22 protein-coding genes and 1 pseudogene are annotated in these 23,393 nt (G+C 68.7%); 13 read left to right on the forward strand and 10 right to left on the reverse strand.

Translation table 11 applies throughout. From position 1 onward, the window contains the following. Nucleotides 1-909: 909 nt before the first annotated feature. Entirely contained in the window at nucleotides 910-2,250 is a 1,341-nt protein-coding gene (locus D0T12_RS27565) for an FAD-binding oxidoreductase (protein ID WP_117403475.1), read from the reverse strand. Between the two features lie 165 nt (nucleotides 2,251-2,415). Between D0T12_RS27565 and D0T12_RS27570 the strand changes: the two genes are divergently transcribed. From D0T12_RS27570 to D0T12_RS27580, 3 genes are all read left to right on the forward strand, one after another. Then, nucleotides 2,416-3,186, forward strand: coding sequence for a sensor histidine kinase (locus tag D0T12_RS27570; protein ID WP_233526316.1), 771 nt, complete (start codon nucleotides 2,416-2,418; stop codon nucleotides 3,184-3,186). Beyond that, nucleotides 3,183-3,869 carry a response regulator gene (locus D0T12_RS27575; RefSeq protein WP_117403034.1) on the forward strand — a complete coding sequence of 229 codons (687 nt, stop codon included), beginning with the start codon at nucleotides 3,183-3,185 and terminating at the stop codon, nucleotides 3,867-3,869. The genes D0T12_RS27570 and D0T12_RS27575 overlap by 4 nt, the downstream gene beginning before the upstream one ends. 296 nt (nucleotides 3,870-4,165) lie before the next feature. Further along, a complete protein-coding gene (locus D0T12_RS27580; protein WP_199487744.1) occupies nucleotides 4,166-6,148 on the forward strand; it encodes a right-handed parallel beta-helix repeat-containing protein in 1,983 nt (660 codons plus the stop codon). Between the two features lie 317 nt (nucleotides 6,149-6,465). Here the strand turns inward: D0T12_RS27580 and D0T12_RS27585 are convergent, their stop codons facing one another. From D0T12_RS27585 to D0T12_RS27600, 4 genes are all read right to left on the reverse strand, one after another. Continuing rightward, nucleotides 6,466-7,461 (reverse strand): hypothetical protein, encoded by a 996-nt coding sequence (locus D0T12_RS27585; protein ID WP_117403036.1) that lies wholly within the window; start codon nucleotides 7,459-7,461, stop codon nucleotides 6,466-6,468. A gap of 131 nt (nucleotides 7,462-7,592) precedes the next feature. Further along, a complete protein-coding gene (locus D0T12_RS27590) occupies nucleotides 7,593-8,555 on the reverse strand; it encodes a hypothetical protein (RefSeq protein ID WP_117403038.1) in 963 nt (320 codons plus the stop codon). A gap of 560 nt (nucleotides 8,556-9,115) precedes the next feature. Beyond that, a complete protein-coding gene (locus D0T12_RS27595; protein WP_117403040.1) occupies nucleotides 9,116-9,979 on the reverse strand; it encodes an LLM class flavin-dependent oxidoreductase in 864 nt (287 codons plus the stop codon). A 61-nt stretch (nucleotides 9,980-10,040) separates the two neighbouring features. Then, nucleotides 10,041-10,673, reverse strand: a complete 633-nt coding sequence (locus tag D0T12_RS27600) for a DsbA family oxidoreductase (RefSeq protein WP_117403042.1) — start codon at nucleotides 10,671-10,673, stop codon at nucleotides 10,041-10,043. A gap of 138 nt (nucleotides 10,674-10,811) precedes the next feature. Between D0T12_RS27600 and D0T12_RS27605 the strand changes: the two genes are divergently transcribed. The 7 genes from D0T12_RS27605 (at nucleotide 10,812) to D0T12_RS27635 (ending at nucleotide 15,769) form a co-directional block, all read left to right on the forward strand. Beyond that, nucleotides 10,812-11,876 (forward strand): LLM class flavin-dependent oxidoreductase, encoded by a 1,065-nt coding sequence (locus tag D0T12_RS27605; protein WP_233526317.1) that lies wholly within the window; start codon nucleotides 10,812-10,814, stop codon nucleotides 11,874-11,876. Between the two features lie 218 nt (nucleotides 11,877-12,094). Beyond that, nucleotides 12,095-12,703, forward strand: a complete 609-nt coding sequence (locus D0T12_RS27610) for a dihydrofolate reductase family protein (protein WP_117403043.1) — start codon at nucleotides 12,095-12,097, stop codon at nucleotides 12,701-12,703. Between the two features lie 41 nt (nucleotides 12,704-12,744). After that, nucleotides 12,745-12,912, forward strand: a complete 168-nt coding sequence (locus tag D0T12_RS27615) for a hypothetical protein (protein WP_199487745.1) — start codon at nucleotides 12,745-12,747, stop codon at nucleotides 12,910-12,912. 56 nt (nucleotides 12,913-12,968) lie between these two features. After that, nucleotides 12,969-13,298: a YciI family protein gene (locus D0T12_RS27620; RefSeq protein WP_117403044.1), complete on the forward strand. Its 330-nt coding sequence runs from the start codon at nucleotides 12,969-12,971 to the stop codon at nucleotides 13,296-13,298. Further along, nucleotides 13,295-14,533, forward strand: coding sequence for an RNA polymerase sigma factor (locus D0T12_RS27625; protein ID WP_117403045.1), 1,239 nt, complete (start codon nucleotides 13,295-13,297; stop codon nucleotides 14,531-14,533). The genes D0T12_RS27620 and D0T12_RS27625 overlap by 4 nt, the downstream gene beginning before the upstream one ends. Nucleotides 14,534-14,581: 48 nt before the next feature. Continuing rightward, nucleotides 14,582-15,019, forward strand: coding sequence for a GNAT family N-acetyltransferase (locus tag D0T12_RS27630; protein ID WP_117403046.1), 438 nt, complete (start codon nucleotides 14,582-14,584; stop codon nucleotides 15,017-15,019). 129 nt (nucleotides 15,020-15,148) lie between these two features. After that, complete coding sequence (locus D0T12_RS27635) at nucleotides 15,149-15,769, forward strand: helix-turn-helix domain-containing protein (RefSeq protein ID WP_117403481.1); 621 nt, start codon at nucleotides 15,149-15,151, stop codon at nucleotides 15,767-15,769. 26 nt (nucleotides 15,770-15,795) lie between these two features. Here D0T12_RS27635 and D0T12_RS27640 read toward each other — a convergent pair whose 3' ends face one another. From D0T12_RS27640 to D0T12_RS27655, 4 genes are all read right to left on the reverse strand, one after another. Next, complete coding sequence (locus D0T12_RS27640; protein ID WP_158581649.1) at nucleotides 15,796-17,127, reverse strand: HEAT repeat domain-containing protein; 1,332 nt, start codon at nucleotides 17,125-17,127, stop codon at nucleotides 15,796-15,798. A 125-nt stretch (nucleotides 17,128-17,252) separates the two neighbouring features. Beyond that, nucleotides 17,253-17,639, reverse strand: coding sequence for a hypothetical protein (locus D0T12_RS27645; RefSeq protein WP_117403048.1), 387 nt, complete (start codon nucleotides 17,637-17,639; stop codon nucleotides 17,253-17,255). A 33-nt stretch (nucleotides 17,640-17,672) separates the two neighbouring features. After that, nucleotides 17,673-18,275, reverse strand: a complete 603-nt coding sequence (locus D0T12_RS27650) for a Dps family protein (protein ID WP_117403050.1) — start codon at nucleotides 18,273-18,275, stop codon at nucleotides 17,673-17,675. Nucleotides 18,276-18,407: 132 nt separating this feature from the next. After that, nucleotides 18,408-19,409 carry a YbgA family protein gene (locus D0T12_RS27655; protein ID WP_233526318.1) on the reverse strand — a complete coding sequence of 334 codons (1,002 nt, stop codon included), beginning with the start codon at nucleotides 19,407-19,409 and terminating at the stop codon, nucleotides 18,408-18,410. A 331-nt stretch (nucleotides 19,410-19,740) separates the two neighbouring features. Here D0T12_RS27655 and D0T12_RS27660 point away from each other — a divergent pair, with 331 nt between their 5' ends. Both D0T12_RS27660 and D0T12_RS27665 read left to right on the forward strand, forming a co-directional pair. Further along, the gene (locus D0T12_RS27660) at nucleotides 19,741-21,222 is read left to right on the forward strand and encodes a phytoene desaturase family protein (RefSeq protein WP_117403052.1); all 1,482 of its coding nucleotides are present in this window, start codon (nucleotides 19,741-19,743) and stop codon (nucleotides 21,220-21,222) included. After that, on the forward strand, nucleotides 21,219-22,154 hold the full coding sequence (locus tag D0T12_RS27665) for a phytoene/squalene synthase family protein (RefSeq protein ID WP_117403053.1): 936 nt from the start codon (nucleotides 21,219-21,221) through the stop codon (nucleotides 22,152-22,154). Before D0T12_RS27660 ends, D0T12_RS27665 begins: the two co-directional genes overlap by 4 nt. Here the strand turns inward: D0T12_RS27665 and D0T12_RS27670 are convergent. Then, nucleotides 22,084-22,878: a spheroidene monooxygenase gene (locus tag D0T12_RS27670; protein ID WP_199487746.1), complete on the reverse strand. Its 795-nt coding sequence runs from the start codon at nucleotides 22,876-22,878 to the stop codon at nucleotides 22,084-22,086. The two genes, D0T12_RS27665 and D0T12_RS27670, sit on opposite strands and share 71 nt — an antisense overlap. Here D0T12_RS27670 and D0T12_RS36795 point away from each other — a divergent pair. Next, nucleotides 22,838-23,386, forward strand: a pseudogene (locus D0T12_RS36795) (glycerol-3-phosphate acyltransferase); the annotation flags it as partial. The gene D0T12_RS27670 and the pseudogene D0T12_RS36795 overlap by 41 nt on opposite strands. Between the last annotated feature and the right edge of the window lie 7 nt (nucleotides 23,387-23,393).

Consider the following 23,393-nt stretch of genomic DNA (forward strand, 5'->3'; position numbering starts at 1 on the left):
AAGCAGCACCGTGCGGTCGCGACCCGGTATGACAAGCTCGCCGTCCGCTACCAGGCCACCATCGAGATCGCCGTGATCGACATCTGGCTCCGAGCCATCACCAAGATCACTTACTAAACAGGCCCTAACACGTTTGCTGACTACGGGCCTGGACGGCTCTGCCTCGGATGGCACCCGGAGGCACGTACGAAGCTCCATCCGCAGTTCAGGGACGCATTGGACAGGTGTGATTCTTGTTCGTTGGCCTACGGAACAGACAGCGACATCGGCGCACGGTTGCCGTGACCGGCCCACAGCGACACCGGTTCAGGTGCCCAGGGTGCGCTGCGTCCGACGAGTTTCGCTGGCGCCGACCACCGCTATTCCACTGCGGGAGCCGAACTACGGGTGTCGGCGGCGACGAGAAGGGCCGCGAGTACAGCACCATTGACCTGCAGGTTGAGCTGTGTACGCGCCGTTTCCTGCCGGGCCGTGCCCAGTGTGCGGCGGATCGCGGGAACTGGTCGCTCCTGACCAGTCAGGGCTCGAACGCGTCCGGTACTGGTCGTGCTACCAAAGCCGATGACCTGGAGAGAAGCGGGCAGCAGCCCGACAGCCACACTTACGCTCGATGGCGCGGGCCGAGTGGGACGCTGAAGACGCGCACCGCCCCTACGCCAGCAGGTGTGGAAGTCCGACCGCGCCCGCGGGCCAGACGACCGCGGCTCGCACGCCGGTCAGGGCGACTGACCCGCCGGCTGCGGACGGACACACAACCGGCCCCTCGTAGCAGCGAGGAAACCACCTTCGCTAACAACCTGCCGTAGCGCTTCCACGGCGAAATCGTTGGAGCCGCTCCGAAGACGGCCCCGGTGTTCGAACGGTGAGCCGGCTCCGGTCCAACTTCCGCAGCGGTGTCTTTCTTCGGGGTTAGGCGGGGAGGATGTTGTGGGTGCGGTGGAAGACGTTGGTGGGGTCGTAGCGGCGTTTGACTTCGGCCAGGCGCCGGTGGGTGTCCGGTGGGTAGGCTGCCGCGACGGCTGCGGGGTCGGCTGAGCCGAGGAAGCCCACGTAGGCACCTGAGCCGAGGGCGCTTACCTGTGACCAGCGGTGCAGCGCCTGGTCCAGGAGGCCGGGCGGCGCGGCGTCCGGGATGAGGAAGGCGGCGGCCACCATGGCTTCGGCGTCTCGGTGGGCGAAGGCGGTCGCGTTTCCGCTGATGCGGGACACTGCGCCGCCCAGGCTGCGTAGTGAGAGTGCCGCTCCGCCGGCGGTGAACAGTTCGTGGATGGCGGTGATGTTTGCGTCGGTGAGTGTGTCGAAGAAGGTGTTGCGCACCTCCATGCGCAGGCCGGGGGGAAGGGGGCCGGCGTCCTCGAGTACCTCGGCGTAGGGCATTGTTCTGATGTCGTCGGAGGTGACTGTGGCGAGGGCTCGGAATGGGCGCAACGCCTGCTCCGCCTCGTCGTGGTTCGAGCCGGCGTAGCAGCAGGTCAGCGTGACGCCTGCGGGGTGTCCCGGCATCGCCGGCATGAAGCTGAGCGTCGTGGTCAGTCTTTCGTCGGCTGCGCGCATGAGGTCGCGCCAGCCGGCGATGAGTTCTGGCAGGTCGTCGGCGTGGTAGCTGATCGTTCCGAAGTGGACGGACCTGATCGGCTGGGCGATGAAGTCGAAGCCGACCGCGACGCCGAAGTTGCCGCCGCCGCCACGCAGCGCCCAGAACAGGTCGGCGTGCTCGACGGCGTCCGCTCCGATCAATCGGCCGTCCGCGGTGACCAGCTGAACCGCCGCCAGGCTGTCGATGGCCAGCCCGTGCCGGCGTACCATCCAGCCGATGCCGCCTCCCAGCGTCAGTCCGCCCACACCGACCTGCTTGGTGTCTCCCGCGGTCAGTCCCAGTCCGTGTGGGCGCAGCGCGGCGGCCACCGCGCCCCAGGTCGCGCCCGCACCGACGCGGACCCGCCCGGAGACCGGGTCCAGCAGGCGCACACCGTTGATCCGGCGCGTATCGATGATCATTCCGTTGGTGTTCGTGCTCAGGCCCGCCATGCTGTGTCCGCCGGACCGCACCGTCACGGCCATTCCGGCGTCGGCCGCGTGGCGCAGCGCCGCCGCCACCCCGTCCGCGTCGCGGGGACGGACCACCAGGTCGGGCGTGCCGTCGGCGAACAGGACCGCCGCGGACTCGGGGTAGTCCTCGTCCCCTGGCCTCAGCACCTCCGCGACCGTGTCCAGCGCTGTTGAGGAACGTTTGCTCGATATCTGTGTCATGGGGACGATGCTGCCGATCTCGCAGGTTTCGGTCGTCGGGCACAGGACGTGTCTTTCTCCTGCTCAGCGGGGAGTCAGTCGTCCGTCCGTGTACTACTGCCGGAGTAGGCGACAATGGGTCCGGCGGGAGGACGCGCCTGTGGGACCGGCCCGTATCCTCGGAGAATGCGTACCGATCGCGGCTTGCGGAGGCTCTACGGGGCCGGATGGCTCATCTCCGCGGGCGTCATGCTCGTCGCCGCCCGCATGTGGCTGCTGCACCTGCGCGAGGTGGAGCAGCGGGCCGAGGAGGCGGAGCGGACCAAGGACGAGGCCGCCAGGCGCAGGGCCGTCGAGGAACGGTTGCGCATCGCACGGGAACTGCACGATTCGCTCACGCACAGCATTTCGGTGATTCAGGTGCATGCCGGCGTCGAGGTGCACCTGGCGGGCAAGCGTGGGGAAGAGGCGCCGCCCGCGCTGCTGGCGATTCAGGAGGCCAGCGCGGACGCCGCCAGGGAACTGCGGGCCACGCTCAGCGTGTTGCGCACCGACGAGGGCGGCGAGCGTAGCGGCCTCGGCCAGTTGGAGAGTTTGGTGACGCGGGCGCGGACGGCCGGGTTGCAGGTCACCGTGACGGTGACCGGTGCGCGATGCCGGCTGGCGCGCGAGGTCGATCAGGCCGCGTACCGCATCGTCCAGGAGGCGCTCACCAATGTCTCGCGGCACGCCGCTGGGGCGAGCACAACGGTTCAGGTGCGCTACGGGTCGGACGAACTCGTCGTCCAAATCGACAACGACGGTGCGGTGAGCAGCGGTCCGTCGGCGGGCCAGGGGCTGGGGCTGATCGGCATGCGCGAACGGGCCACCGCGCTCGGCGGCCGCCTCCAGGCCGGGCCGCGCAAGGACGGTGGCTTCCGGGTACGCGCCGAACTGCCGATCCGGGCGGCGGCATGATCCGTGTCCTGCTCGCCGACGACCAGGTGCTGATCCGCAGCGGGATCCGGTCGCTCCTCGACTCCGAGGACGACATCGAGGTGGTCGCCGAGGCCGCCGACGGGCGGCAGGCGATCGCACTGGCCGTGGAGCACCGCCCGGACATCGCGCTGGTCGACATCCAGATGCCGGTGCTCGACGGCATCGAGGCGACCCGGCAGATCGTCGCCGACCCGCGGCTGGCCGACGTCCGCGTCGTCATCCTCACCAACTATGGGCTGGACGAGTACATCTTCCGCGCGCTGCGGGCCGGCGCCAGCGGTTTCCTGCTCAAGGACACCCATCCCGCCGAGCTGATCCAGGCGTTGCGGGTGGCCGAGCGGGGGGACGCGCTGCTGTCTCCCGCCGTCACCCGCCGACTGATCAGCGAGTTCGTGGCCCGGCCACCGGACGTGCTGTCCGCGGTGGGAATGGAGTCGCTGACCAACAGGGAACGTGAAGTCGTCGCCTTGGTGGCCCACGGACTCAACAATGACGAGATAGCCGAGACCATGGTGCTCAGCCCCACCACGGCCAAGACCCATGTCAGCAGGGCGATGACCAAGCTGGGCGCGCGTGACCGCGCTCAGCTCGTCGTTTTCGCTTATCAGAGCGGCCTGGTAAGCCCCCGCGATTCCAATCCACCCATTAACGGCACTCGCTGAATCAACCGACTGGCCTTCGGCATCGGAGGACGTTCCGGTTTGGTGCTGGGGCGCTGCTGACGTTTCTGACCAGTCCAAGGCCGGATGGCAACTGCGGTTCCGGGGCTTTGACGGTGACGTCCTCTCGGTCGTCCCGGAACACGTCAGCGTGAGTTCGACCATCGTCGCGGGTTCCTGGCTCCGGAAGGCGATGCGCCTTGATACCGGAGGATGCTGCGCGATCGACGATCAGCCGATGCGCGCCCTGCCCGCCCGCGGTGATGGTTGGACGAAAGCTCGTCCGATTGGGAGGCGGAGTGGGGTTCAAGAGAAGGCATGCGGGTGCGGTCGCGGCGGTGCTGGTGGTCGGCGTGCCGGTTGCGGTCATGCCCTCGTCGGCGGCGGCGCGGGCAGGCGAGAGACCTGAGCAGTTGTACGTCGCGCCGTGGGGGAAGGACACCTGGCCGGGCAGCATTCAGCGGCCTTTCGCCACACCGGCGCGGGCGCAGAAGGCCGTCCGGGAGCGGACGGCGGAAATGGCCTCCGACATCGTGGTGAACTTCCGGGCCGGGACGTACGGTTTGGCGGCGCCGCTCGCCTTGACGGAGGCGGCGGGCGACTCGGGCCGCAACGGTCATCGGGTGGTCTACCAGGCGTACGGGTACGGGACGTCCCGGCAGGAGAAGGTGACGGTCAGCGGTGGCCGCAGCATCACCGGCTGGCGGCCCGACGAGACGCTGAAAGGATTCTGGCGGGCCGACGTCGGGGAACTCGACCTCCGCCAGCTTTACGTCAACGACAGGCGGGCCTCGCGCCTCGTCCGCGGCAACTCGGGGCTCGCGGGCAAACTGAAGGTGACGAAGTCCGGCTACACGACCACGAGTCCCATCCCAAGGACGTGGCGCAATCCCGCCGATATCGAGTTCGTGTATCGGTACGCCTATGTCGAGGGACGGTGCGGCGTGGCCGGGATCTCCGGAGACGCCGAGCAGACCACGATCACCATGGATCAACCCTGCTGGGACATGCTCCGGAAGCTGTACGGCCCGGAGACACCGCAGGAATGGTTCGAGGTGGAGAACTCTCCGAGCTTTTCCAGCAAACCCGGCAGCTGGTATCTCGACCGGTCCGGGGGGCCTGGGCGGCATGTGCTGCTTTATCGGCCGCGGGCCGGGGAGGACATGAGTCGCGTCCAGGTCACCGCTCCCGTCCTGCAGACGCTCGTCAGCGGTACGGGCCGGGCCGGACGTCCCTTGCACGATGTCGCGTTCAGGGGACTGACCTTCGCGCACGCCACCTGGCTCGCGCCCAGCGAGCCGGCCGGATTCGCCGCCGCGTGGAGCATGTACATGCGCCCGGCGAAGAACGGCGACATGACGCCGCTGACGGTGCCGGGCAACGTCGCGTTCCGAACCGCGGAGCGCATCAGCATCCAAGGCAATCGGTTCGTCCATCTGGGCGCCCAGGCCCTGGAGTTCTCGGAGAACAGTTCGTCCAACGTCGTGGACGGCAACGTCATCACCGACACCTCGGACGGAGGCATCCTGATGGGCGTCGTCCCGCCCGACATGAAAGGTGTCAACCGCGGAAACCGGATCAGCAACAACTGGATTCACGGCACCGGGGCCGACTACCGCGCGTCGTCCGCCATCTGGGACACCGCGACCCAGCAGACGACCATCGCCCACAACCAGGTCAACGATGTGCCGTACATCGGCATACTGTCCGGCCCCAGCGAGGATCTGCGCGGCATCATGCACGGCAACCGCATCCTCAACAACCGGGTCTTCCGAACCAACCGGCTCCTGGCCGACGGCGGCGGGATCTACCTCCGGGGCGAGCAGGGCACCTCTTACGCGGACGGAGCCGTCATCAGCGGCAACGCCGTCACCGAAAGCAAGTTCAACCCAGATTGGAACGTCGGCATCTACACCGACGACAGTTCCAGGTGGATGACCGTTGACCGCAACGTCGTCTACGACTACGCGGCCTCTATCGGCGGCTGCAGCGAGGAATGGGGTGACCGGCCAGTCCAGGACGTGCGATTCCGGGGCAACTTCTGGGACGACGCCGTCCCCAGCTGGCTGGAGCGCAAGGACTACCCGGGAGCCTGGCCCCCGGCCGACGAACAAAACCCAGAAGAGGGATGCGGCGAGCCCCGCGACCTACAGTTCGCCGACAACACAAAACTGAACCCCGCCACCCCAGACCAGGCATGCGCTGACAACCCCGGCTGCGCCGCCATCATCCACAAGGCCGGGCTACTCCCGTCCTACCGCCACCTCCTGAACACGCCATAACCCATCTACTCAGCCGCCGCTGCTACTGCCGCGATAACGGGAAGGCGCAGGCCGCGACGAGACGGACTTTCGTCGCGGCCTGCCCGGGGCCGCCACCCCCATGAGCCGCGCCACCGCCGCCCAGTGGCCGAGCCTGGGCAGGTGTCGTTGCGCGCCAAGCCGGGCCGTCGTCGTAGGCGATCCATGTCGCGTCCTGTTGTTCCTCGTGACCGCTGACCGGCGGTCGCGCGGTCGGGCTATTAATGGAGGCGGGTTCGGTCGGCTCTGCGCCGTGCGGGGTTCGGATGGCGGGGGCGCTGTTGTGTACCGGTGCCCGGTCAGTCGACGCGGGCGGTGTCTATGGCGGGGCGGAAGCTGGTGGAGGCGCCCGGGACGACCTGTGGGCCCCTCCAGGAGTTGCCCTCCAGTCGGCTCCACCAGATCCGTTCGTCGCCGGCGACGCCTTTCCAGGTCATGTAGAGGAGGCCGTCACGGTTCGCCAGGGATGGGCCGACGCTGGTGTTGGCACCGGGTACGACCTGCGGCGCGGTCCAGGTCGAGGAGAACTGTGGCAGCTTGTTCCACCAGATGCGCTCGTCTCCTTCCACGCCTTTCCAGGCCGCGTAGACGTCGCCGCCGATGCTCGTCAGGGCGGTACCGGCGCTGGTGTTGGCGCCGGGGACCACCTGGGGGCCGGTCCATTGTCCGGAGCTCGTGTTGAAGGTGTTCCACCAGATCCGTTGGTCTCCCGAGACGCCTTTCCACGTCATGAGGGGATGGGTGCGGAGGTCGACCGGCCTGGTCGTCAGCGCGGGAGCGAAGCTGGTGAACGCTCCGGGAACCTTCTGCGGCGTCGGCCATCCGCCGGACTGTCGCGTCCAGTAAATGGCTTCGTCGCCTTGCACGCCTTTCCAGGCCAGCCAGGGTCCCGCCAGGTTGGTGGCGCCTGGGCCGACGCTCGTCGCGGCTCCGGACAATGGCTGCGGGTTGGTCCAGGAACCGGTGTCGAAGGTGTTGATCCAGATTCGGTCATCGCCGGCGACGCCTTTCCAGACCATGGTGAACTTGGTTCTGGTTTGGCCGACCAGGGAAACCCCGGCACTGGAGTTCGCGCCGGGAACCGCCTGCGGGCCCGTCCAGGACAGACCGTCGTCGTTCAGCCTGTTCCACCAGACTCGCTGGTCCCCGTTGACACCTTTCCAGACCATGAAGAGCGCGTAAGAGACCGCGGGAGGGGTTCGCTTCGGTGTTTCGGCCGAGGCCGCGAATTGCACACCGCCGACGGTCAAGGCGGAGACCGCCATCAGGAGTAGCAGCCGTTTCGTCTTGCGCACGAGAATCGCCTCCTTGGGGCGCGGCGGCCGGGAAGACCGCCGGAGTTCGGAAACGGGGAGCGGCCCCACGGGGTACGGTCGCTCCCCGTCACGTCATGGCGTCAGGCGGGCACCGAAGCGTCCGGCCGTACTCATTGGTGGCGGTCGGGGCGCCAGGAGCCGACGCCGATGGCGGGCCGGAAGCTGGTGGACGCGCCCGGAACCGGCTGCGGGGAGCTCCACGAACTGCCGTTGAAGGTGTTCCACCAGATCCGCTGGTCGCCCTCGACGCCCTTCCAGGCCATGTAGAGGGTGTTGGCGTGTTGGCTCAGCGCGGGCCCGACACTGCTGGAGGCGCCGGGTATCTGCTGGGGGGCGGTCCATGAGCTGGTGCCGTACAGCATCCTGCTCCACCAGATCTGCTGGTCCCCCTGCACGCCCTTCCAAGCCGCCTGCACATCACCGTTGTAAATGCCGAGTGCGGTGCCCGCGCTGGAGTTGCCGCCCGGCATGACCTGGGGCGCGGTCCACCTGTTGCTACTTTCCTGGTAGGTGTTCCACCACAGGCGTTGATCTCCCTCGACACCCTTCCAGAGCATCAGGGGCTCCCAGTTGCCCAGGCTCCACTGCCTGCCTCCGAGTGCCGGTCCGAAACTGGTGGCGGCTCCCGGGATCCTCTGGGGTGCGGACCATTGCCCCTCCAGTCGCCGGTTCCACCAGATGTCCTGGTCGCCGTCCACGCCTTTCCATGCTTGATAGGTGGCGACCAGATTCGTCGAGCCGGGACCGAAGCTGCTCGCCGCGCCGGCGACCGGCTGAGGCGTGCTCCATGTTCCGTTGGCGTAGCGGTTGAACCAGATCCGCTGGTCACCCTGGACGCCCTTCCAGGTCATGGTGAAGGTGTCCACGCCGGTGCCGGCGAGGGCCACTCCGGCGCTGGTGTTGGCTCCGGGGATCGGCTGCGGGGCCGTCCAGCCACGGCCGTCATCGTTCAGCCTGCTCCACCAGATCCGCTCGTCCCCCGCGACGCCCTTCCAGACCATGAGGATCGTATTGGCGAGGGACTCCCGTTCGCGCGGCGCGGCCGAGGAGGGAGCCTGGAGAACACCGGCCATCACAGCGAGAGCAGCGACCAGAGCGGTCAATCGCTTGAGATTTACCATCATACTTACCTTTTTTGACATGGCAGCCGGGTGGGACCACCGAACCGTTAGATACAGGAGGGCCATAACTCGGTCACATGGCGGCATGCAAGGCCGGCATAATGGCGGTAGAGGATTGCCCTGGACGCCACAACGGTGTTCTGATCTTGCGGCCTTCCTTTGCCGTCAAGGATCCTCCGCCTGCAACGGCCGATCAACACTTGACACCGCATGGTCGATATGACACGGCAGCTCACTCCGAGCCGCCGGTCACCAAAACACCTTTAGGACGTAGCTGTAAAACCGAAAAACCAATTGACGACTCGAGTAACGGTCGTCTCGATCGGGGTGAAATATCCCGGGAGGCGCGTCGGGGACGGTGTACCGCCTACGCCTCCAAGGCCGGATGCGGTCGCGAAACGCGTGAGGCCGCGGGCGCGGAACGGAGCATGCCCGACGTGTCGTCGGCATCGTGTTCGGGGCGTTTCTCGTTCTGATGACGGGCATGGGACGTGGTCGAGGCCCGGCCTGGGTTACCGGTTGAGGTCGATGGCCTTGGCCAGGAGGTCCACCTGGGCGGGATCGGGGTCGTTGCCCATGAAGATCAGCTCGTCGCAGCCGGCCTGGTCGAAGGCGGCGATCGCGGCGGTGATCTGTTCCGAACGGGTGTAAGCGATGGAGATCCCATAGTGGGCGTATTCGTTGCCGGCGAAGGCGTAATAGGAGCCGATGGCGTCGGAGATCGCGGGCTCGGCGTCGGGGCCCAGCGCGTACATCACCGAGGCCACCACGCGAGGTGAGCCGGGTCTTCCTGCGTCCGCCCAGGCTTGTCGCAGGTGGGGGGTGAAGTCCTGCACACCTTCGACGGTCGCGTCGCCGGCGATCCAGCCCGTTCCCCGTGCGGCGATGCGGCGCAGGGTCGCCTTGGAGGTACCGCCGAACAGGAGGGCGGGCCCGCCGGGGGTGGCGGGACGCGGGCCCACGGGATCATCGTCGGTCGTGGCCGTCGCGAGGCGGTCGAGGAGCCGGTCGAACTGTGCGCCTCTCGTGCCGTAGTCGACCTCGCTCAGCTCGAAGTCGTCCTGCCGGAGTCCCGGGGCGAGTCCCAGGCGCAGGCGGCCGGGCCCGGCGAGCTGGTCCAGCGTGGCGACGGTCTTGGCGAACAGGGCGTGGTTGGCGCGCAGAGGTGCGAGAAGCACGCTGGTCATCAGCCGGATGCGCGAGGTGGCGCCCGCCGCGGCGGCCAACGTGATCAGCGGCTCCGGCGTCCACCAGGCGAGGCGGTCGCTGACGCTGAGGGTGGCGAAACCGCGCGCTTCGGCGCGGCGGGCCCATTCCACCAGGACGGTGCCGTCGGTCCAGCGGGCATGACCGGGCAACCCGATACCGATGTCCATCGCAGGGTGCGTTCCTTTCAGAAGAAGTGGTGCGCATGAGGGGACGAGGCCGGATGGCCGGTCAGGAGTCGGAGCCGCCGGTGGCGGGCCGTAGCAGGCGCCGCAGGACGGGGACGGGCTGGACGCCGGGGACCGGCGGGCGGCCGTCGATCACCAGGCTGGGTACGCCGGTGACACCGTGCTCCGCCGCGCGGCGTCGATCGGCGCGGACGTCGTCGGTGTAGGCGTCGCCGTCGAGGACGGCGCGCACCTCGTCGGTGTCCAGCCCGGCTTTGCCGCCGAGGTCCTGGAGGACGTGCGCGTCGGCCACGTTGAGGCCATCGGTGTGGTACGCGTTCAGCAGCAGTTCCATCATCTGGTCCGCCTGGCCGTGCTGGGCGGCCAGTTTGACCAACCGGTGGGCGTCGAAGGTGTTCACCGGGCGCGCCAGATGCAGGTTCAGCTCCAGTCCCTCCGCCGCTCCCAGCGAACGGATGCGGTCGATGCGGGCGGAAGCCTGCTCGCCCCACCAGCCGGACATGGCCTCGGCGGCGGTCGGGCCGGGAGTCCGGCCTTCGTCCGGCGCCAGTTCGTAGGCGCGCCACACGAGGTCGACGTCGTCGTGGTCGGGCTGGTCGGCCAGTGCGCTGGTCAGGCGTCTCTTGCCGATGTAGCACCAAGGGCACAGAACATCGGCGAACATCTCAAGTCTCATACACGTCCTGCACAATGATCGGACGACGGTGTCGTCGGCACGCCCCAAGGTCGACTGGGGTCCCGGGCGCCATCGTGCGATCTCAACCGCGGTTGAGGTCAAACAGCCTCCGGCCGATCCCTCGACTACCAGCGGTCGGTGGGCTGGAATCTCGTGGGCGGCGGGATGGTTGTCGCCGGTGTGAAGAGGATCGGCTTTCTTTCGTTCGGTCACTGGAGTGACGGCGCGGGCTCGCGGACGCGGTCGGCGGCGGACGCGCTGCTCCAGTCGATCGACCTCGCCGTGGCCGCGGAGGAACTCGGCGCCGACGGCGCCTACTTCCGGGTGCACCACTTCGCGAGACAGTTGGCCTCGCCGTTCCCGCTGCTGTCGGCGATCGGCGCGAAGACGTCGCGCATCGAGATCGGCACCGGCGTGATCGATATGCGTTACGAGAACCCGATGTACTTCGCCGAGACCGCCGGGGCGGCCGACCTGATCTCCGGTGGGCGGCTGCAACTGGGCATCAGCCGGGGGTCACCGGAACAGGTCATCGACGGGTGGCGGTACTTCGGGTACGAGCCGTCCGAGGGCGACACCGATGCCGACATGGCGCGGAAGCACACCGAGGTACTGCTCACGGTGCTGCGGGGCAGGGGCTTCGCGCAGCCGAATCCGCGGCCGATGTTCCCCAACCCGCCTGGCCTGCTGCGCGTCGAGCCGCATTCCGAGGGGCTGCGCGAGCGCATCTGGTGGGGTTCGGGTTCCAACGCCACCAGCGTGTGGGCGGCCAAGCTGGGCATGAACCTGCAAAGCTCCACGCTCAAGGACGATGAGACCGGCGAGCCGTTGCACGTCCAGCAGCGCAAGCAGATCGAGGCGTACCGGCAGGCGTGGAAGGACGCCGGACACGAACGTGAGCCGCGCGTGTCGGTCAGCCGCAGCATTTTCGCGCTGACCAGCGATCTGGATCGCGCCTATTTCGGCCGGAACGCCGACTCGGGTGACCAGATCGGAATGATCGACGAGAAGACCAGGGCGATCTTCGGACGCTCGTACGCGGCCGAGCCGGACGTTCTGGTCGAGCAGCTCGCGGGCGACGAGGCCATTCAGGCCGCCGACACGCTGCTGCTCACGGTTCCCAACCAGCTCGGCGTGGACTACAACGCGCACGTCCTGGAGAACATCCTGACCCACGTGGCACCGGAACTCGGCTGGCGCTGAGAGCGCAGCCGGTACTGGCAGGGCTCGCGGATCGCGATACACGCGGCGTATGCGGACGGTGACTCACGGGCCCGTTGTCTTTTGGGGACTAGCGCGCTTGGCGGGCAGACCAGAGGTTTCCGACGAAATTTCGGGCGGCGGTGTCGGATCGGGGTGGTCGCGTTCGTAGTCGGGGTGAGGTCGTCCATACGGGACGTCCCCGGAGGAGGAGCGCGATCATGAAACTGACGACCATGACGCAGGTCACCGTCGACGGAGTGATGCAGGGCAACGGCCCGATCGACCTGGACCGTGGCGACGGGTTCGAGCGTCGCGGCTGGGCCATGGGGGTGGGTGACGACGACACCAGGGCGTTGATCACCGAGACCTACCGGCGCGCCGACGCGTTCCTGTTCGGTCGGCGGACCTACGAGCTGTTCGCCGGTTCCTGGGGGACGATCGGAGAGATGCGCGCCCACCCCATCGGCGTGGCGTTGCATGACACGCCGAAGTACGTCGCGTCGAGCACGCTCACCGCGCCGGGCTGGGCGAACACGACCGTTCTGTCCGGTGACCCCATGGCGGCCATCGGCGAGTTGAAGGCCAAGCCGGGGGGTGAGTTGCAGGTGCACGGTAGCGGCACCCTGATCCGCGGGCTGCTGGAGAACGATCTCGTCGACGAGATGACTCTGATCATCGTCCCGGTGGTCGTCGGCCAGGGCATGCGGCTGTTCCCCGACAGCGGCCCGGACATCGCGCTTTCCCTGGTCGACTCGCGAGTCGACTCGAAGGGTGTGACGACCCAGGTGTTCCGGCCGGCCGGACGTCCGCAGTATGCGATCGCCTGAATGGCGGGAGCGGAACCCAACCACCGGCTAGGACGGGAACGATGACCGATTCGACGGCGGACAGTGGGCCCAGGCCCTTCCGATTCGGGGTCGTCGCTCCGCTCGGATCAAACCTGGCGACGTGGCGGGTCCGGGTGCGCCGTATCGCCGACAGCGGCTACTCCACGCTGCTGATGCCCGACGTCCCGCGATGGCAACCGGCGTCGTAGTCGGGGTGAGAGGCCGCCGCCGCGGGACGTCCATGACCACGGGAGATGATGTCCAGATGCAGTACCTGGTCTCGGTGATCCACGACGACGGCGGCCTCGCCACGCCCGACGAGCAGGCCGCGATCGACGTCTTCAACGAGCGGCTCCAGGCCGAGGGGCACTGGGTGTTCGCCGCCGGTCTCGGGGCACCCGGCACGGCCACCGTCATCGACAACCGGGGCGAGGAGGCGGTCGTCACCGACGGGCCCTTCGTGGAGACCAAGGAGTACCTCGTCGGCTTCTGGATTATGGAGGCGCCGAACCTCGACGTGGCGCTCAGGCTGGCCGCCGAAGGGTCGAGGGCCTGCAATCGGAAGGTCGAGGTGCGGCCGATACTGGGCGAGTGAGCAGGGTCGACGTCCGAGACGCGATCACCCGGGCCCATCACGGGGAGTGGGGACGGGTGGTCGCCTCCCTGACCAGGCGTTTCGGTGACCTCGACATCGCCGAGGACGCGGCGGCCGAGGCGTTCGCGGCCGCCGTCGAGCGGTGGCCGGACGACGGCGTACCTCCCAACCCCGGCGCCTGGCTGACCACGACCGCCAACCGCAGGGCCATCGACCGGATCCGGCGCGAGAGCAAGCGCGCCGGCAAGCACAAGGAGGCCCAGGTGTTGCACGACGACCCGCCCGAGCCTCCCGGCGCCATCGACGACGACCGGCTCCGGCTGATCTTCACCTGCTGTCACCCCGAGCTGGGCATCGAGGCCAGGGTGGCGTTGACGCTGCGCATGGTCGCCGGTCTGACCGTCCCCGAGATCGCCCGCGCGTTCCTGGTGCGGGAGACCGCCATGGAGCAGCGGATCACCCGCGCCAAAGCCAAGATCAAGACGGCTCGTATCCCGTACCGGGTGCCGTCCGCCGAGGATCTTCCCGCACGCGTCTCCGGTGTGCTCGCCGTCCTGTACCTCGTCTTCAACGAGGGCTATCTGGCGACCGGCCCCGGTACCGATCCGGTACGTCCGGGGCTGACCGCCGAGGCGATCCGGCTCACCCGTCTCGTCCGCGCCCTCCTACCGGACGACGGTGAGGTGACCGGACTGCTGGCGCTGATGCTCCTCACCGAGGCCCGGCGAACCGCCCGGGTGTCGGCCACCGGTGCACTGGTCGCCCTCGCCGACCAGGACCGCGGAACCTGGAACACGGCCCTGATCGCCGAGGGCCACCGGCTGGTACGCGAGCGCCTCGCCGCGGCCGCCGCCGGAACGGCTCCGGGCCGCTACCAGATCCTCGCGGCGATCAACGCCGTGCACACCTCAGCCCGCGACGTCCGCGACACCGACTGGTCGCAGATCCTCGCCCTCTACGACCGGCTCGTCCGCCTCGACCCCTCGCCGATCATCGCCCTCAACCGGGCCATCGCGGTCGCCGAACTCGACGGACCCGAGGTGGCGCTGGCGGCCGTCGACCGCCTTGGGGACCGGCTGTCCGGATACCACGCCTTCCACGCGACCCGCGCCGACCTGCTACGCCGGCTGGGCCACGGTCACGAGTCACGCGCCGCCTACGACAAGGCCATCGATCTGGCGGGCAACACCGCAGAGATCGCCTACCTGAAACGCCGCCGCGACCAACTGGGGTGACGCCCGAGCACTGGAGCCTGGTCGCCGCCGGATGCGAGACTGCCGCTCATGGCGATCGAGATCAGATCAGCGGGTGTCGACGACGCGTCCCGGATCACCGTGTTGCTTGATCAGCTGGGGTATCCGACAGAGCCGGCGGATGTGGCGGCCAGGCTGGAGTACTGGCTTGAGGATCCGCAAAGCACGCTGCTGGTGGCCGAGACGGAAGGCGTGGTCGCCGGTGTGGCGGCGATGCACGCGTTTCCGTTGCTGGAGCACACCGCCCGGCGGGGGCGCCTGGTCGCCCTCGTGGTCGATGACCGGGTTCGCGGCCAGGGAATCGGACGGGCGCTGGTGGACGCGGCCGAGGACCGTGCCCGGCGACTGGGATGCCGCGACATGGAGATCACCAGTTCCCGGAACCGGTCGCTGGCCCATCAGTTCTACGCGGGCATCGGGTACGACGACGCCTGCGGCAGTGCGGCCCGGTTCGTGAAAACGCTCTGACGAAGCACACGACCGCTCTGACCATCTCTCGTTCGCGAACGGCCAAGGTCTAGCTGCGGAACTACCGCTGAACCTCGGCCGGGTTCGGCTCGGGAGCCTGCATGCCGTGCTTGTGCGAGCATGGGCGCCATGGAGACGGCCCACCGCACGATCACGGCAGACGTGATCGCGGCACTGACATACTGGCCTGGCGTCTTAGTCGCAGGTCAGGAGCATCCCCCGAAACCGGTGGACCTTACCGTCCTGCCCCCGTTCTTCAACGGATTGTTGCAGGAGCTTCCCTGGTGGAATCACGACTGGAGGGTCGTCCACGCCGAGCCCGGCCTTCCATTGGAGAGAGAACGCAACCTTGCCCGCGCCACCACACGGTTCACCGAGGTGTCGGTTCCGGGCACCATCGGCTCCGGCAGTGGTGAGACCTTGCCGTTCGTCGCGAAAGTCAGGTTCACAGGCGACCAACTGGTTCGATTTCAGGCCAAGCTCGGCGACATGGTCGTCTCCCCTGCGGAAGGACCCGCTGGTCAGTTGGAGCCGCATCCGTTCGGAGCGGTATTCACCAGACTGATGGACGCGCGTGAAATCTCGGTGAGAGCAATGGCAAGGCAAACCTTCCGGGCGGAGAGCACCATCCGCCAACTCCGCGACGGAAGGCTTAACCCGCACCCGGATCTCGCCAAGGAGGTCGCTGACGTCTTAGGCATATCCGAAGCGGACATCAGGGCAATCGCCGGACTTGACGACAGCACCTGATGCGGCATATTGCCGTTCAGCCAGGGCTATTGGTTCAGCTCGTCCAGCCAGCGCTGTGCGGTCGCACGGACGGCGGGATCCGGGTCGTGCAACGCCTTGCGAACTGTGTCGGCGCAGTGGCGGGCGTCTCGTTTCCACCACTGCAAGGACAGAATCGCGAGTCGGCGATTGGTGGCGTCAGGGTCGTTGGCGACGATGTCGGCGAGGTGCGGGATGACCTGTCGGCCTACAGCCGCTCCGAGGGCACGTTCACCGAGGACGCAGACGGCATGTCTGCGGACGACCGGCCAGCGCGAGCGTAGGGCGTCGGTCGCGACGCCGACTTCTTCGGCTCGGATCGTGCAGTAGCTCGTTCCCGGCCGCAGCCGCTCGGAGATGGCATCGCGGAGTTGTGGGTGGTCGGCCAGAAAACGCTCCAATGGATCGTAGGTCAGGAGCGGTGGTGTGACCGCGTGATCACGGAAAGTGGTGTAAGGCGCCGCCACCGCGTCGACGATCACTCCGGTGGGGAGGCCGGGAGCGGAGAGGACGACTTCGAGCCGGTTCAGGCGCGACAGAGCGGCCGCGGTCCAGTGCTGGTCCGCACCGGTGGTGTGTCGCAGCGCGCGGGTGAGTGCTGCGATCACCTCGTCGGTCGGGTGGCCGATGTCGGCGAGCAGCTTCGCTGCCTTCCACCTTTCCGGGCCGTGGCTCAACAGGTCGATCAGGGCGGGGTGGGCGATGGGGCCGAGCTCACGCAGAGCCAGTTCAGCGTTCTCAGGGCCGATCGGCCCCTCCCAATCGTTGAGCGCTTGGACGTAGCGAGCCGCGCGGTCGGCTGGTTCCTTGGCCTCCATCTCGGCCTTCCAGGCATTCGCCTGAACATATCCTGGAAAGAGTCGGTACAGCTCCCGCTCGCTCAGGATGCGCCGCAGCAGCCTTTCCTCGTCATCGTCGTCGGTCAGCAACACCACCGCGAAATGCCGGTCGGTCACGCCTGCGGCCAGCAACTGTTTGCGGGCGCGTTTGCATACCCTGGTAAGCACGGTGAGGAATCTGGCGTACGTCCGGTTCCAATGAAGCGTCGAACTTCTTCCGGCTTCGTAAGTGAGCTTCTGTTCCCAGTGCTGCCAACGGTCTTCCGGCAGCCATTCGAACCACTGGGTTTTCCAGTCCGGGACGCTCCAGAGCAGAGCGTCGTCCGCGGCCACCTCATCGTGCGAGACGGCGCCCAGCATGGGCAGCCGGATCACACTGTCGGTCTCGGCATAGATTTCGGCCAGCCCGGCCGCATACAGTCGCTCGCCCGTGCCGGCACGTTCAGTCACCTTTTCGACGACCCCTGCCACCAACTCGTCCTCGAACGTCACCCAGTCCACCGCAGCCACCCTCCTCGCCACACCGTCCCCCCAAAACTAGGCCCTCAGGGGTCGCTCACCGCTGCGATCTGTCACTCCGGTCGAGATGACCTGCGACGAGTTGCCATGGCACCCCGGGGGTGGCTTCAGTCTTGGGAAAGCGTGAAGACGTCACCGAGGAGACAGTTGCTCCTGGGCTCGGGTGACAACGGGGCAGGTTCGTTGGGCACGATTTGCGCGCACCAGCCGCCGACCGCCAGGCCGTCGGCGGCGTAACCGGAGAGGCGGCTGTCGGTCGCGTCGCCGAGCAGACCGGCGTGTTCCAGGATGACGAACAGCGCGTCCGCGGCGCAGGTCACCATCTCGGACGCTTCGGCGGCGCCGGTGCCTGGGTTGAGTTCGCGGTAGAGGCGGCGTGCGGCGGCGAGGAGGCGGCCCGCGTCGGTGACGGTGAAGTCGCGTCGCAGCCGTACCGACAGGGCCATCTCGTCGGTGAGCGGTTCGTCTCCGGTCGTACCGTCCTCCTCGGGCATGCGGGCAGAGTACGGGAACCCGATCCGCCCGAATCAGTGATGGGTGGAGTGCTGTGGACGTTCGACGAGTGGGGTGTCCACGAGGTGCTCGATCAGGAACCACGCCTGTAGCTCGTTGGTGCGGATGACCTCGGAGACGAGGAGGTCGTTCGTGCCGTCGTCGCCCAGCTTCTGCGCGTTCGCCGCCGCGTCGTGGCTGGCGACGAGGATCGTCTCGTGTGCCTCGATCAGGCGCGACAGCATGGCCGGGACCTCCTCGGCGCCGTTCGGCGGGCGCGGGATGACCGTGATCTCGGCGACGTGCCGCGGGTCCCCGACCGCGACGCCGCCCAGCGTCTGGACGCGTTCCGCGATCGTGTCCACCAGTTCGAGCTGCTCCCCGGCGTGCTTGTCCAGGAGCAGGTGCAGTTGGTAGAAGGTCGGGCCGCGCATCAGCCAGTGGTGTTTCTTGTAGAGGCTGTAGAGGATCTGACTGTCCGCAAGGATCTGGTTGAGGCGCTGGCAGGAGTACTCGCGTGCGTCTCGGGAGAGCCCGAGCGGGAACATCCGCATGGTCCCGAACTTCTGGATCTCCGTACCGTCCACGTGCAGCCACGGCTGGCTGGAGCGGGTGTTGGTCGAGCGTTTGGACGCCATGCGGTCGCTCCTCGAAGGATGTCGGCGGACGAGTGCTCGTACCGTCCCCCGACCTGGCTCAAAGGCATCCCAGAACATCCATATGAGTTGTCAAAGCATCGGGAGGCCTGGCTGCCGATCGTCCTGCGGGTGTTACAGGTGGTGGCGGAGGACGAGGTCGTCGGGGAACGGGTCGAGGTAGGTCTGGTCGGCCGCGTAGCCGAAGTGTTCGCCTTCGGCGTGGTGGCGGAGCAGGGCGATCGGGACGCTGAGGGGCGCCCGCCCTTGCCGGTAGGAGTCGATCGCGGCGGCGATGTCCTGGCGCCGGGTCGGGTCGAGGTCCTCGCTGATGAGGCCGAGGATGTGCTGGAGGGCGTTGGTGTGGCGGCCACGCCCGGCGCGGACGGCGAGCGTGGCGGTGAACGCGTGGCGGTAGTCGTTCTCCAGGTCCGCCCGGGGGCGTCGACCGGCTTGGGCGACGATCCGTCCCGTCTTACGGTAGCCGTCGGGGCTGTGGGCGAGCAGTTGCATCTTGTGGCGGCTGTGGAAGGCGACCAGGTCGCGGGGACGCCAGTCGGAGGCGAAGAACTCGCGTAGCCGGGCATGGGCGAACACGCGCTCGATGAAATGCTCGCGCAGGACTGGGTCGTTCAGTCGCCCGTCCTCCTCGGTGGGCAGGTCGGGCAGGGCGGCGCTGATCAGGGAGGCGAACACGCCACGGCCGTCGCGGTCGACCGGCTGGCCGTCGGTGCGTTCGCCCGGCTGCCCGGACGCGTAACGGGGAAGCCGGGACAGTCCGCAGCTGGGTGAGCGGGACTTCAGCACGTAGCCGTCGAGGTCGTCCAGATCGGGGAGTCTGCGTTCGGCCAGGGCGGTCATGGCGGTGGTGTGGTCGGCGGATTCGTCCCTGGTGACGATGTGTCCGTCGGTGCGCAGCCGCATGGTGGGACGTGGCGCGCCGAGGCCGATCTCCATCTCCGGGCAGACGGGGATCCAGTCGATGTGCTGGAACAACGGTCCGGTGAGGAAACGGTCCCGGCTGTGGGCGCCGTTGTAGCGGACTGGGGCGCCCAGCAGGCAGCTGGACACCGCCATCCGGGGCCGCGGGTGTTTCCGGACGCCGGGGGGCGGCGCGGCCTTGGTGATCGTGGTCATGGCATGTCTCGCATCAGGGCGAATCGGCTATCTCGGCCACCATGCCCGCCCTGTGCCCGGTCATTCAGCCCGCGCTCGGGTTGGTGGCGATCCTCGGCGGCGCGGGGAAGCGGAGTCGGCGTCCGAGGGGGCAAAGGTTCGTCGGACGGCGCATGTGCGGGTGGGTGCGGGGTACGGGGCGATGAACCCCAAGGAGGGACAATGATCAACATTCTTCGCAAGTGGGGCGATGGACCGTGGCCGCTCGCAGGGGCCGCGCCGCGCGCTTGTTCCTGGTGAGGGGCGTCGGCGGCGTGGACCGCCGCGCACCGCTGTGCGGCGGGCGGCCTTGATGGGCGGGCGGTCGCACGCGTCCCCCGCCGCCGCGAACGGGCCCGTGGTGGTCGTCGGCGCCGGGCTGGCCGGGTTGTCGGCGGCGATCCACCTCGTGGCGGGTGGTCGTGAGGTGGTGGTCGTCGAGGCGGGGCAGGAGCCCGGGGGGTGCTGCGGGACGGCCGAGGTGGGGCCCTACCGGTTCGACACCGGCCCTTCGGTGCTGACGATGCCGGACGTGTTGGCCGCCACCTTCGGCGCGGTCGGCGAGGACATCGACAGGTGGCTGCCGCTGCGGCGCCTGGACCCCTTCTACCGGCTGGCCTTTCCCGATGGCTCCGAGCTGGACGTCGTGGCGGGCGCCCTGGAAATGGCCGAGAACGTCCGGGAGCTGTGCGGGCCGGACGAGGCCACCCGATACCTGCGGTTCCGGCGTCGGCTGGGCGCGATGTTCGAGGCGGAATGGTCGTCGTTCATCGACGCCGACATGTCCCGGTTGCGCGACATGGCCCGTCCCTACGCGTTGCTGAGGCTGGCGGCGGCGGGCGGCTTCAGGCGTCTGGACCGGTTCGTCGCCGGGCAGTTGAGGGACGAGCGGCTCATCAGGGCGCACACGTTCCAGTCGCTGTACGTCGGGCTCGCACCCCATCAGGCCCTGGCGATCTATGCGGTGGTGGCGCACATGGACACCGTCGGCGGTGTCTACTTCCCCCGCGACGGAGGCATGCACGCCATCCCCCGGGCCCTCGCGGACGTCACGGAGAAGGCGGGCGCGCAGATGCGGTACGGCGTGCGCGCCGAGCGGGTCGAGGTCGACGGCGCCGGTGTGCGGGCGGTGCGGCTGGACACCGGGGAGCGGATCGCGGCGAGCCACGTGGTGATCGCCTGCGACCGGGTGCGCGCCCAGACGGAGCTGCTGCCGGGCCTCGCGGACGACTGGCGGCTCCGGCGTCCCCGCTACTCGCCGTCCTGCCTGGTCATGCATTTCGGGCTGGATCGGCGGATACCGGGACACACCCATCACACCCTGCGGTTCGGTCGGGCGTGGAGGTCGACGTTCGCGGCGCTGGCGGCCGGGCGTCCGCAACCCGACCCCAGTCTGCTGATCACGTATGTGGACGCGCCGCCCGGGCAGGCCGTGCTCAGCGCGCTCGAACCCGTGCCGAACCTGGTGTCCGGCGCCGATTGGGGTCGGCTCACCCCGCGGCTGGAGGAACGGCTGCTGGGGCGTCTCGCCGAAGCGGGGTATGGCGATCTTTCGGAGCGGCCGCGGCGGACGTTCGATCCGCCGGCGTGGGCGCGGCTGGGTCATTCGGCGGGGACGCCGTTCGCGCTGGACCACCGTTTCACGCAGACGGCGTGGCTGCGTCCGTCCGGCCGTAGCCGCCGGGTTCCGGGCCTCCACTTCGCCGGGATGTACACCGCCCCCGGGGTCGGGGTGCCACCCGCATTGATCTCCGGTCGGCTGGCCGCCGCCCGGATCCTGGAGGGCAGCCGATGACGGTGACCACGCAGCCGGTGACGTTGACGGCCAGTTACGAGCACTGCCGTCGTATCAACGCGTCCCACGGCCGCTCGTTCTATCTGGCCACGCTGCTGTTGCCTGCCTGGAAGCGCAGGCACGTCCATGCCCTGTACGGGTTCGCTCGGCATGTGGACGACATCGTGGACGCGTGCGGTGGTGACGGTCCCGACTCCCCCGCCGAACGCGCGGCGGCAGTGGACGGCGTGGCGACCCGCTTGGAGGCGAGCCTGACCGGGGAGGCGGTTCAGGATCCGGTGCTGCCCGCGTTCGTCCATACGGTGCGGTCTTTCGACATCGAGCACGGCGATATCCGGGCCTTCCTGGCCTCGATGCGCGCCGACCTGACCGTCACCCGCTACGGCACCTATGAGGACCTGCTGGTCTACATGGAGGGGTCGGCGGCGGCGATCGGGCTGATGATGCTGCCGGTGCTGGAGACGGTGCCCGGCGCGGAGCGGAGCGCGCGGGAGCCCGCCCGGGAGTTGGGACGGGCGTTCCAGCTCACCAACTTCCTACGGGACGTTGCCGAGGACATGGCCCGCGACCGCATCTACCTGCCGACGGAGGACATGGCGAAGTTCGGGGTCGGGGAGGCCGAACTCACGCGCAGCGGCGCCACCCGGGAGGTGTGCGAACTGGTGGCCTTCGAGATCGAACGCGCCCGTCTCCACTACCGGCGGGCGCGGGAGGGCATCGAGATGCTCGTTCCGTCCTCGCGACCCTGCATCCGTGCCGCGGTGAAGCTGTACGGCGGCATCCTCGACCAGATCGCGGCGGCCGGATATGACGTGCTCGCCGGAAGGGCACGCGTTCCACGGCGGCGCCGGGCGGCGATCTTCACCCGGCATCTGGTGGCCGCGTCCGCCGCCGCCCGTGCCGAGCGGCGTCCGCGGTCGGTGGAGTGGTGAGATGGCCGCGCAACGGGTCACGGCCGTCCCAGGTTCCCTCGCTCCCGTAAGGGACGAATCGCGCGAACAGTTCTTCCGAGTACCAGTCGTGGGCGCGGACCCGTCCGATCACGTCATGGTGGGCGTCGCCCTGGTAGGCGAACCGGTTGATGGCCGTTTCGTCGCGCCAGAGCGAGAACGTCGCCTGCCTGGCCAGGGGCCATTCGCCTATGCCGATCGAGGCCAGGCAGCCGTCCTGCTCCGCCAGGGCACGGTCGACTCCGGGCACCGCGCGGTAGAACGCCACCAGTCGGCGCGGGCGGATCGACGCTCGGGTCAGCACCGCCAGGGGCGTGTCCGGCGGCGGGTGCGTGTTCGGGAGTGCGTTGAACGGGTCCCGTCCGCCCCAGCGTCCGCGCGAGGAGAGGGGACGGAGCCGCACGTGCCAGGCTTCCTCGGCCTCGGCACGCCACCGGTTCGCCACCGTGGAGCGCGCCGAGAACTCGTCCAGCGCGGCCTCGTCGTCCCAGACCGCGAACAGCGCCCATCGGCGCAGGTCGGCGCCCAGGCTCATGGAGCGGCCCCGGCCGGTGCCCAGCAGCCGCCAGAACGACAGTCCCGGGGTCGCGCGCAGCTTCGGGCGGTCGAACGCCATGTGCCGCATGGCGTCGAGGTTCGCGTACCTGAGGAGATGGAAGGAAGCGATGACGCCCGTTCCGGTCAGATCCGTGCTCGTTCCGGTCATCGGCGGCTACCTGCTCGGTTCAGTGCCGGTCGCGGTCCTGGTCGGCCGCGCCCACGGCTTCGACCCGCGTTCGGTGGGCGACCGCAATCCCGGTTTCTGGAACGTCATGCAACGTCTGGGCGTCCGCTCGGCCGCGCCCGTGTTCGCGGGCGACCTCCTCAAGGGGACCGCGGCGGGGCTGCTCGGTCTGGCGGTCAGCGGCGGACGGATCGGACCGGTCGGGCAGGTCCATGGACGTAGCGTCGTCCCCGTGTACGCGGCGGTGGGCGCGGCGATGGCCGGGCACGCCTGGCCGATGTTCGCCGGACGTCGCGGCGGACGCTGCGTTCTGACCTTCGTGGGAGGTATGGCCGTCATCTGCCCGCCGGCGTTCGGTCTCGGGCTCGGACTGTTGGGCGTCACCACGGCGGTCACCGGCTCGTTCGCCAAGGGCGCACGCGTCGCGGTGTTCTCCCTGCCCGCGCTGCAACTGCCGTTCGCGCCCGCCACACATGTGGCGGGCACCGGGATGCTGA

It is taken from the genome of Actinomadura spongiicola, from assembly GCF_003432485.1.
Lineage (GTDB): Bacteria > Actinomycetota > Actinomycetes > Streptosporangiales > Streptosporangiaceae > Spirillospora > Spirillospora spongiicola.

What these genes read in the sequence shown, in the direction of transcription:
- D0T12_RS27635 (WP_117403481.1), top strand. Translation starts at nt 15,149, where the DNA reads ATGGAGACGGCCCACCGCACGATCACGGCAGACGTGATCGCGGCACTG.
- D0T12_RS27615 (WP_199487745.1), top strand. Translation starts at nt 12,745, where the DNA reads ATGACCGATTCGACGGCGGACAGTGGGCCCAGGCCCTTCCGATTCGGG.
- D0T12_RS27665 (WP_117403053.1), top strand. Translation starts at nt 21,219, where the DNA reads ATGACGGTGACCACGCAGCCGGTGACGTTGACGGCCAGTTACGAGCAC.
- D0T12_RS27645 (WP_117403048.1), bottom strand. Translation starts at nt 17,639, where the DNA reads ATGCCCGAGGAGGACGGTACGACCGGAGACGAACCGCTCACCGACGAG.
- D0T12_RS27595 (WP_117403040.1), bottom strand. Translation starts at nt 9,979, where the DNA reads ATGGACATCGGTATCGGGTTGCCCGGTCATGCCCGCTGGACCGACGGC.
- D0T12_RS27590 (WP_117403038.1), bottom strand. Translation starts at nt 8,555, where the DNA reads ATGGCCGGTGTTCTCCAGGCTCCCTCCTCGGCCGCGCCGCGCGAACGG.
- D0T12_RS27655 (WP_233526318.1), bottom strand. Translation starts at nt 19,409, where the DNA reads ATGACCACGATCACCAAGGCCGCGCCGCCCCCCGGCGTCCGGAAACAC.
- D0T12_RS27620 (WP_117403044.1), top strand. Translation starts at nt 12,969, where the DNA reads ATGCAGTACCTGGTCTCGGTGATCCACGACGACGGCGGCCTCGCCACG.
- D0T12_RS27650 (WP_117403050.1), bottom strand. Translation starts at nt 18,275, where the DNA reads ATGGCGTCCAAACGCTCGACCAACACCCGCTCCAGCCAGCCGTGGCTG.
- D0T12_RS27630 (WP_117403046.1), top strand. Translation starts at nt 14,582, where the DNA reads ATGGCGATCGAGATCAGATCAGCGGGTGTCGACGACGCGTCCCGGATC.
- D0T12_RS27570 (WP_233526316.1), top strand. Translation starts at nt 2,416, where the DNA reads ATGCGTACCGATCGCGGCTTGCGGAGGCTCTACGGGGCCGGATGGCTC.
- D0T12_RS27565 (WP_117403475.1), bottom strand. Translation starts at nt 2,250, where the DNA reads ATGACACAGATATCGAGCAAACGTTCCTCAACAGCGCTGGACACGGTC.
- D0T12_RS27610 (WP_117403043.1), top strand. Translation starts at nt 12,095, where the DNA reads ATGAAACTGACGACCATGACGCAGGTCACCGTCGACGGAGTGATGCAG.
- D0T12_RS27670 (WP_199487746.1), bottom strand. Translation starts at nt 22,878, where the DNA reads ATGACCGGAACGAGCACGGATCTGACCGGAACGGGCGTCATCGCTTCC.
- D0T12_RS27660 (WP_117403052.1), top strand. Translation starts at nt 19,741, where the DNA reads ATGGGCGGGCGGTCGCACGCGTCCCCCGCCGCCGCGAACGGGCCCGTG.
- D0T12_RS27575 (WP_117403034.1), top strand. Translation starts at nt 3,183, where the DNA reads ATGATCCGTGTCCTGCTCGCCGACGACCAGGTGCTGATCCGCAGCGGG.
- D0T12_RS27600 (WP_117403042.1), bottom strand. Translation starts at nt 10,673, where the DNA reads ATGAGACTTGAGATGTTCGCCGATGTTCTGTGCCCTTGGTGCTACATC.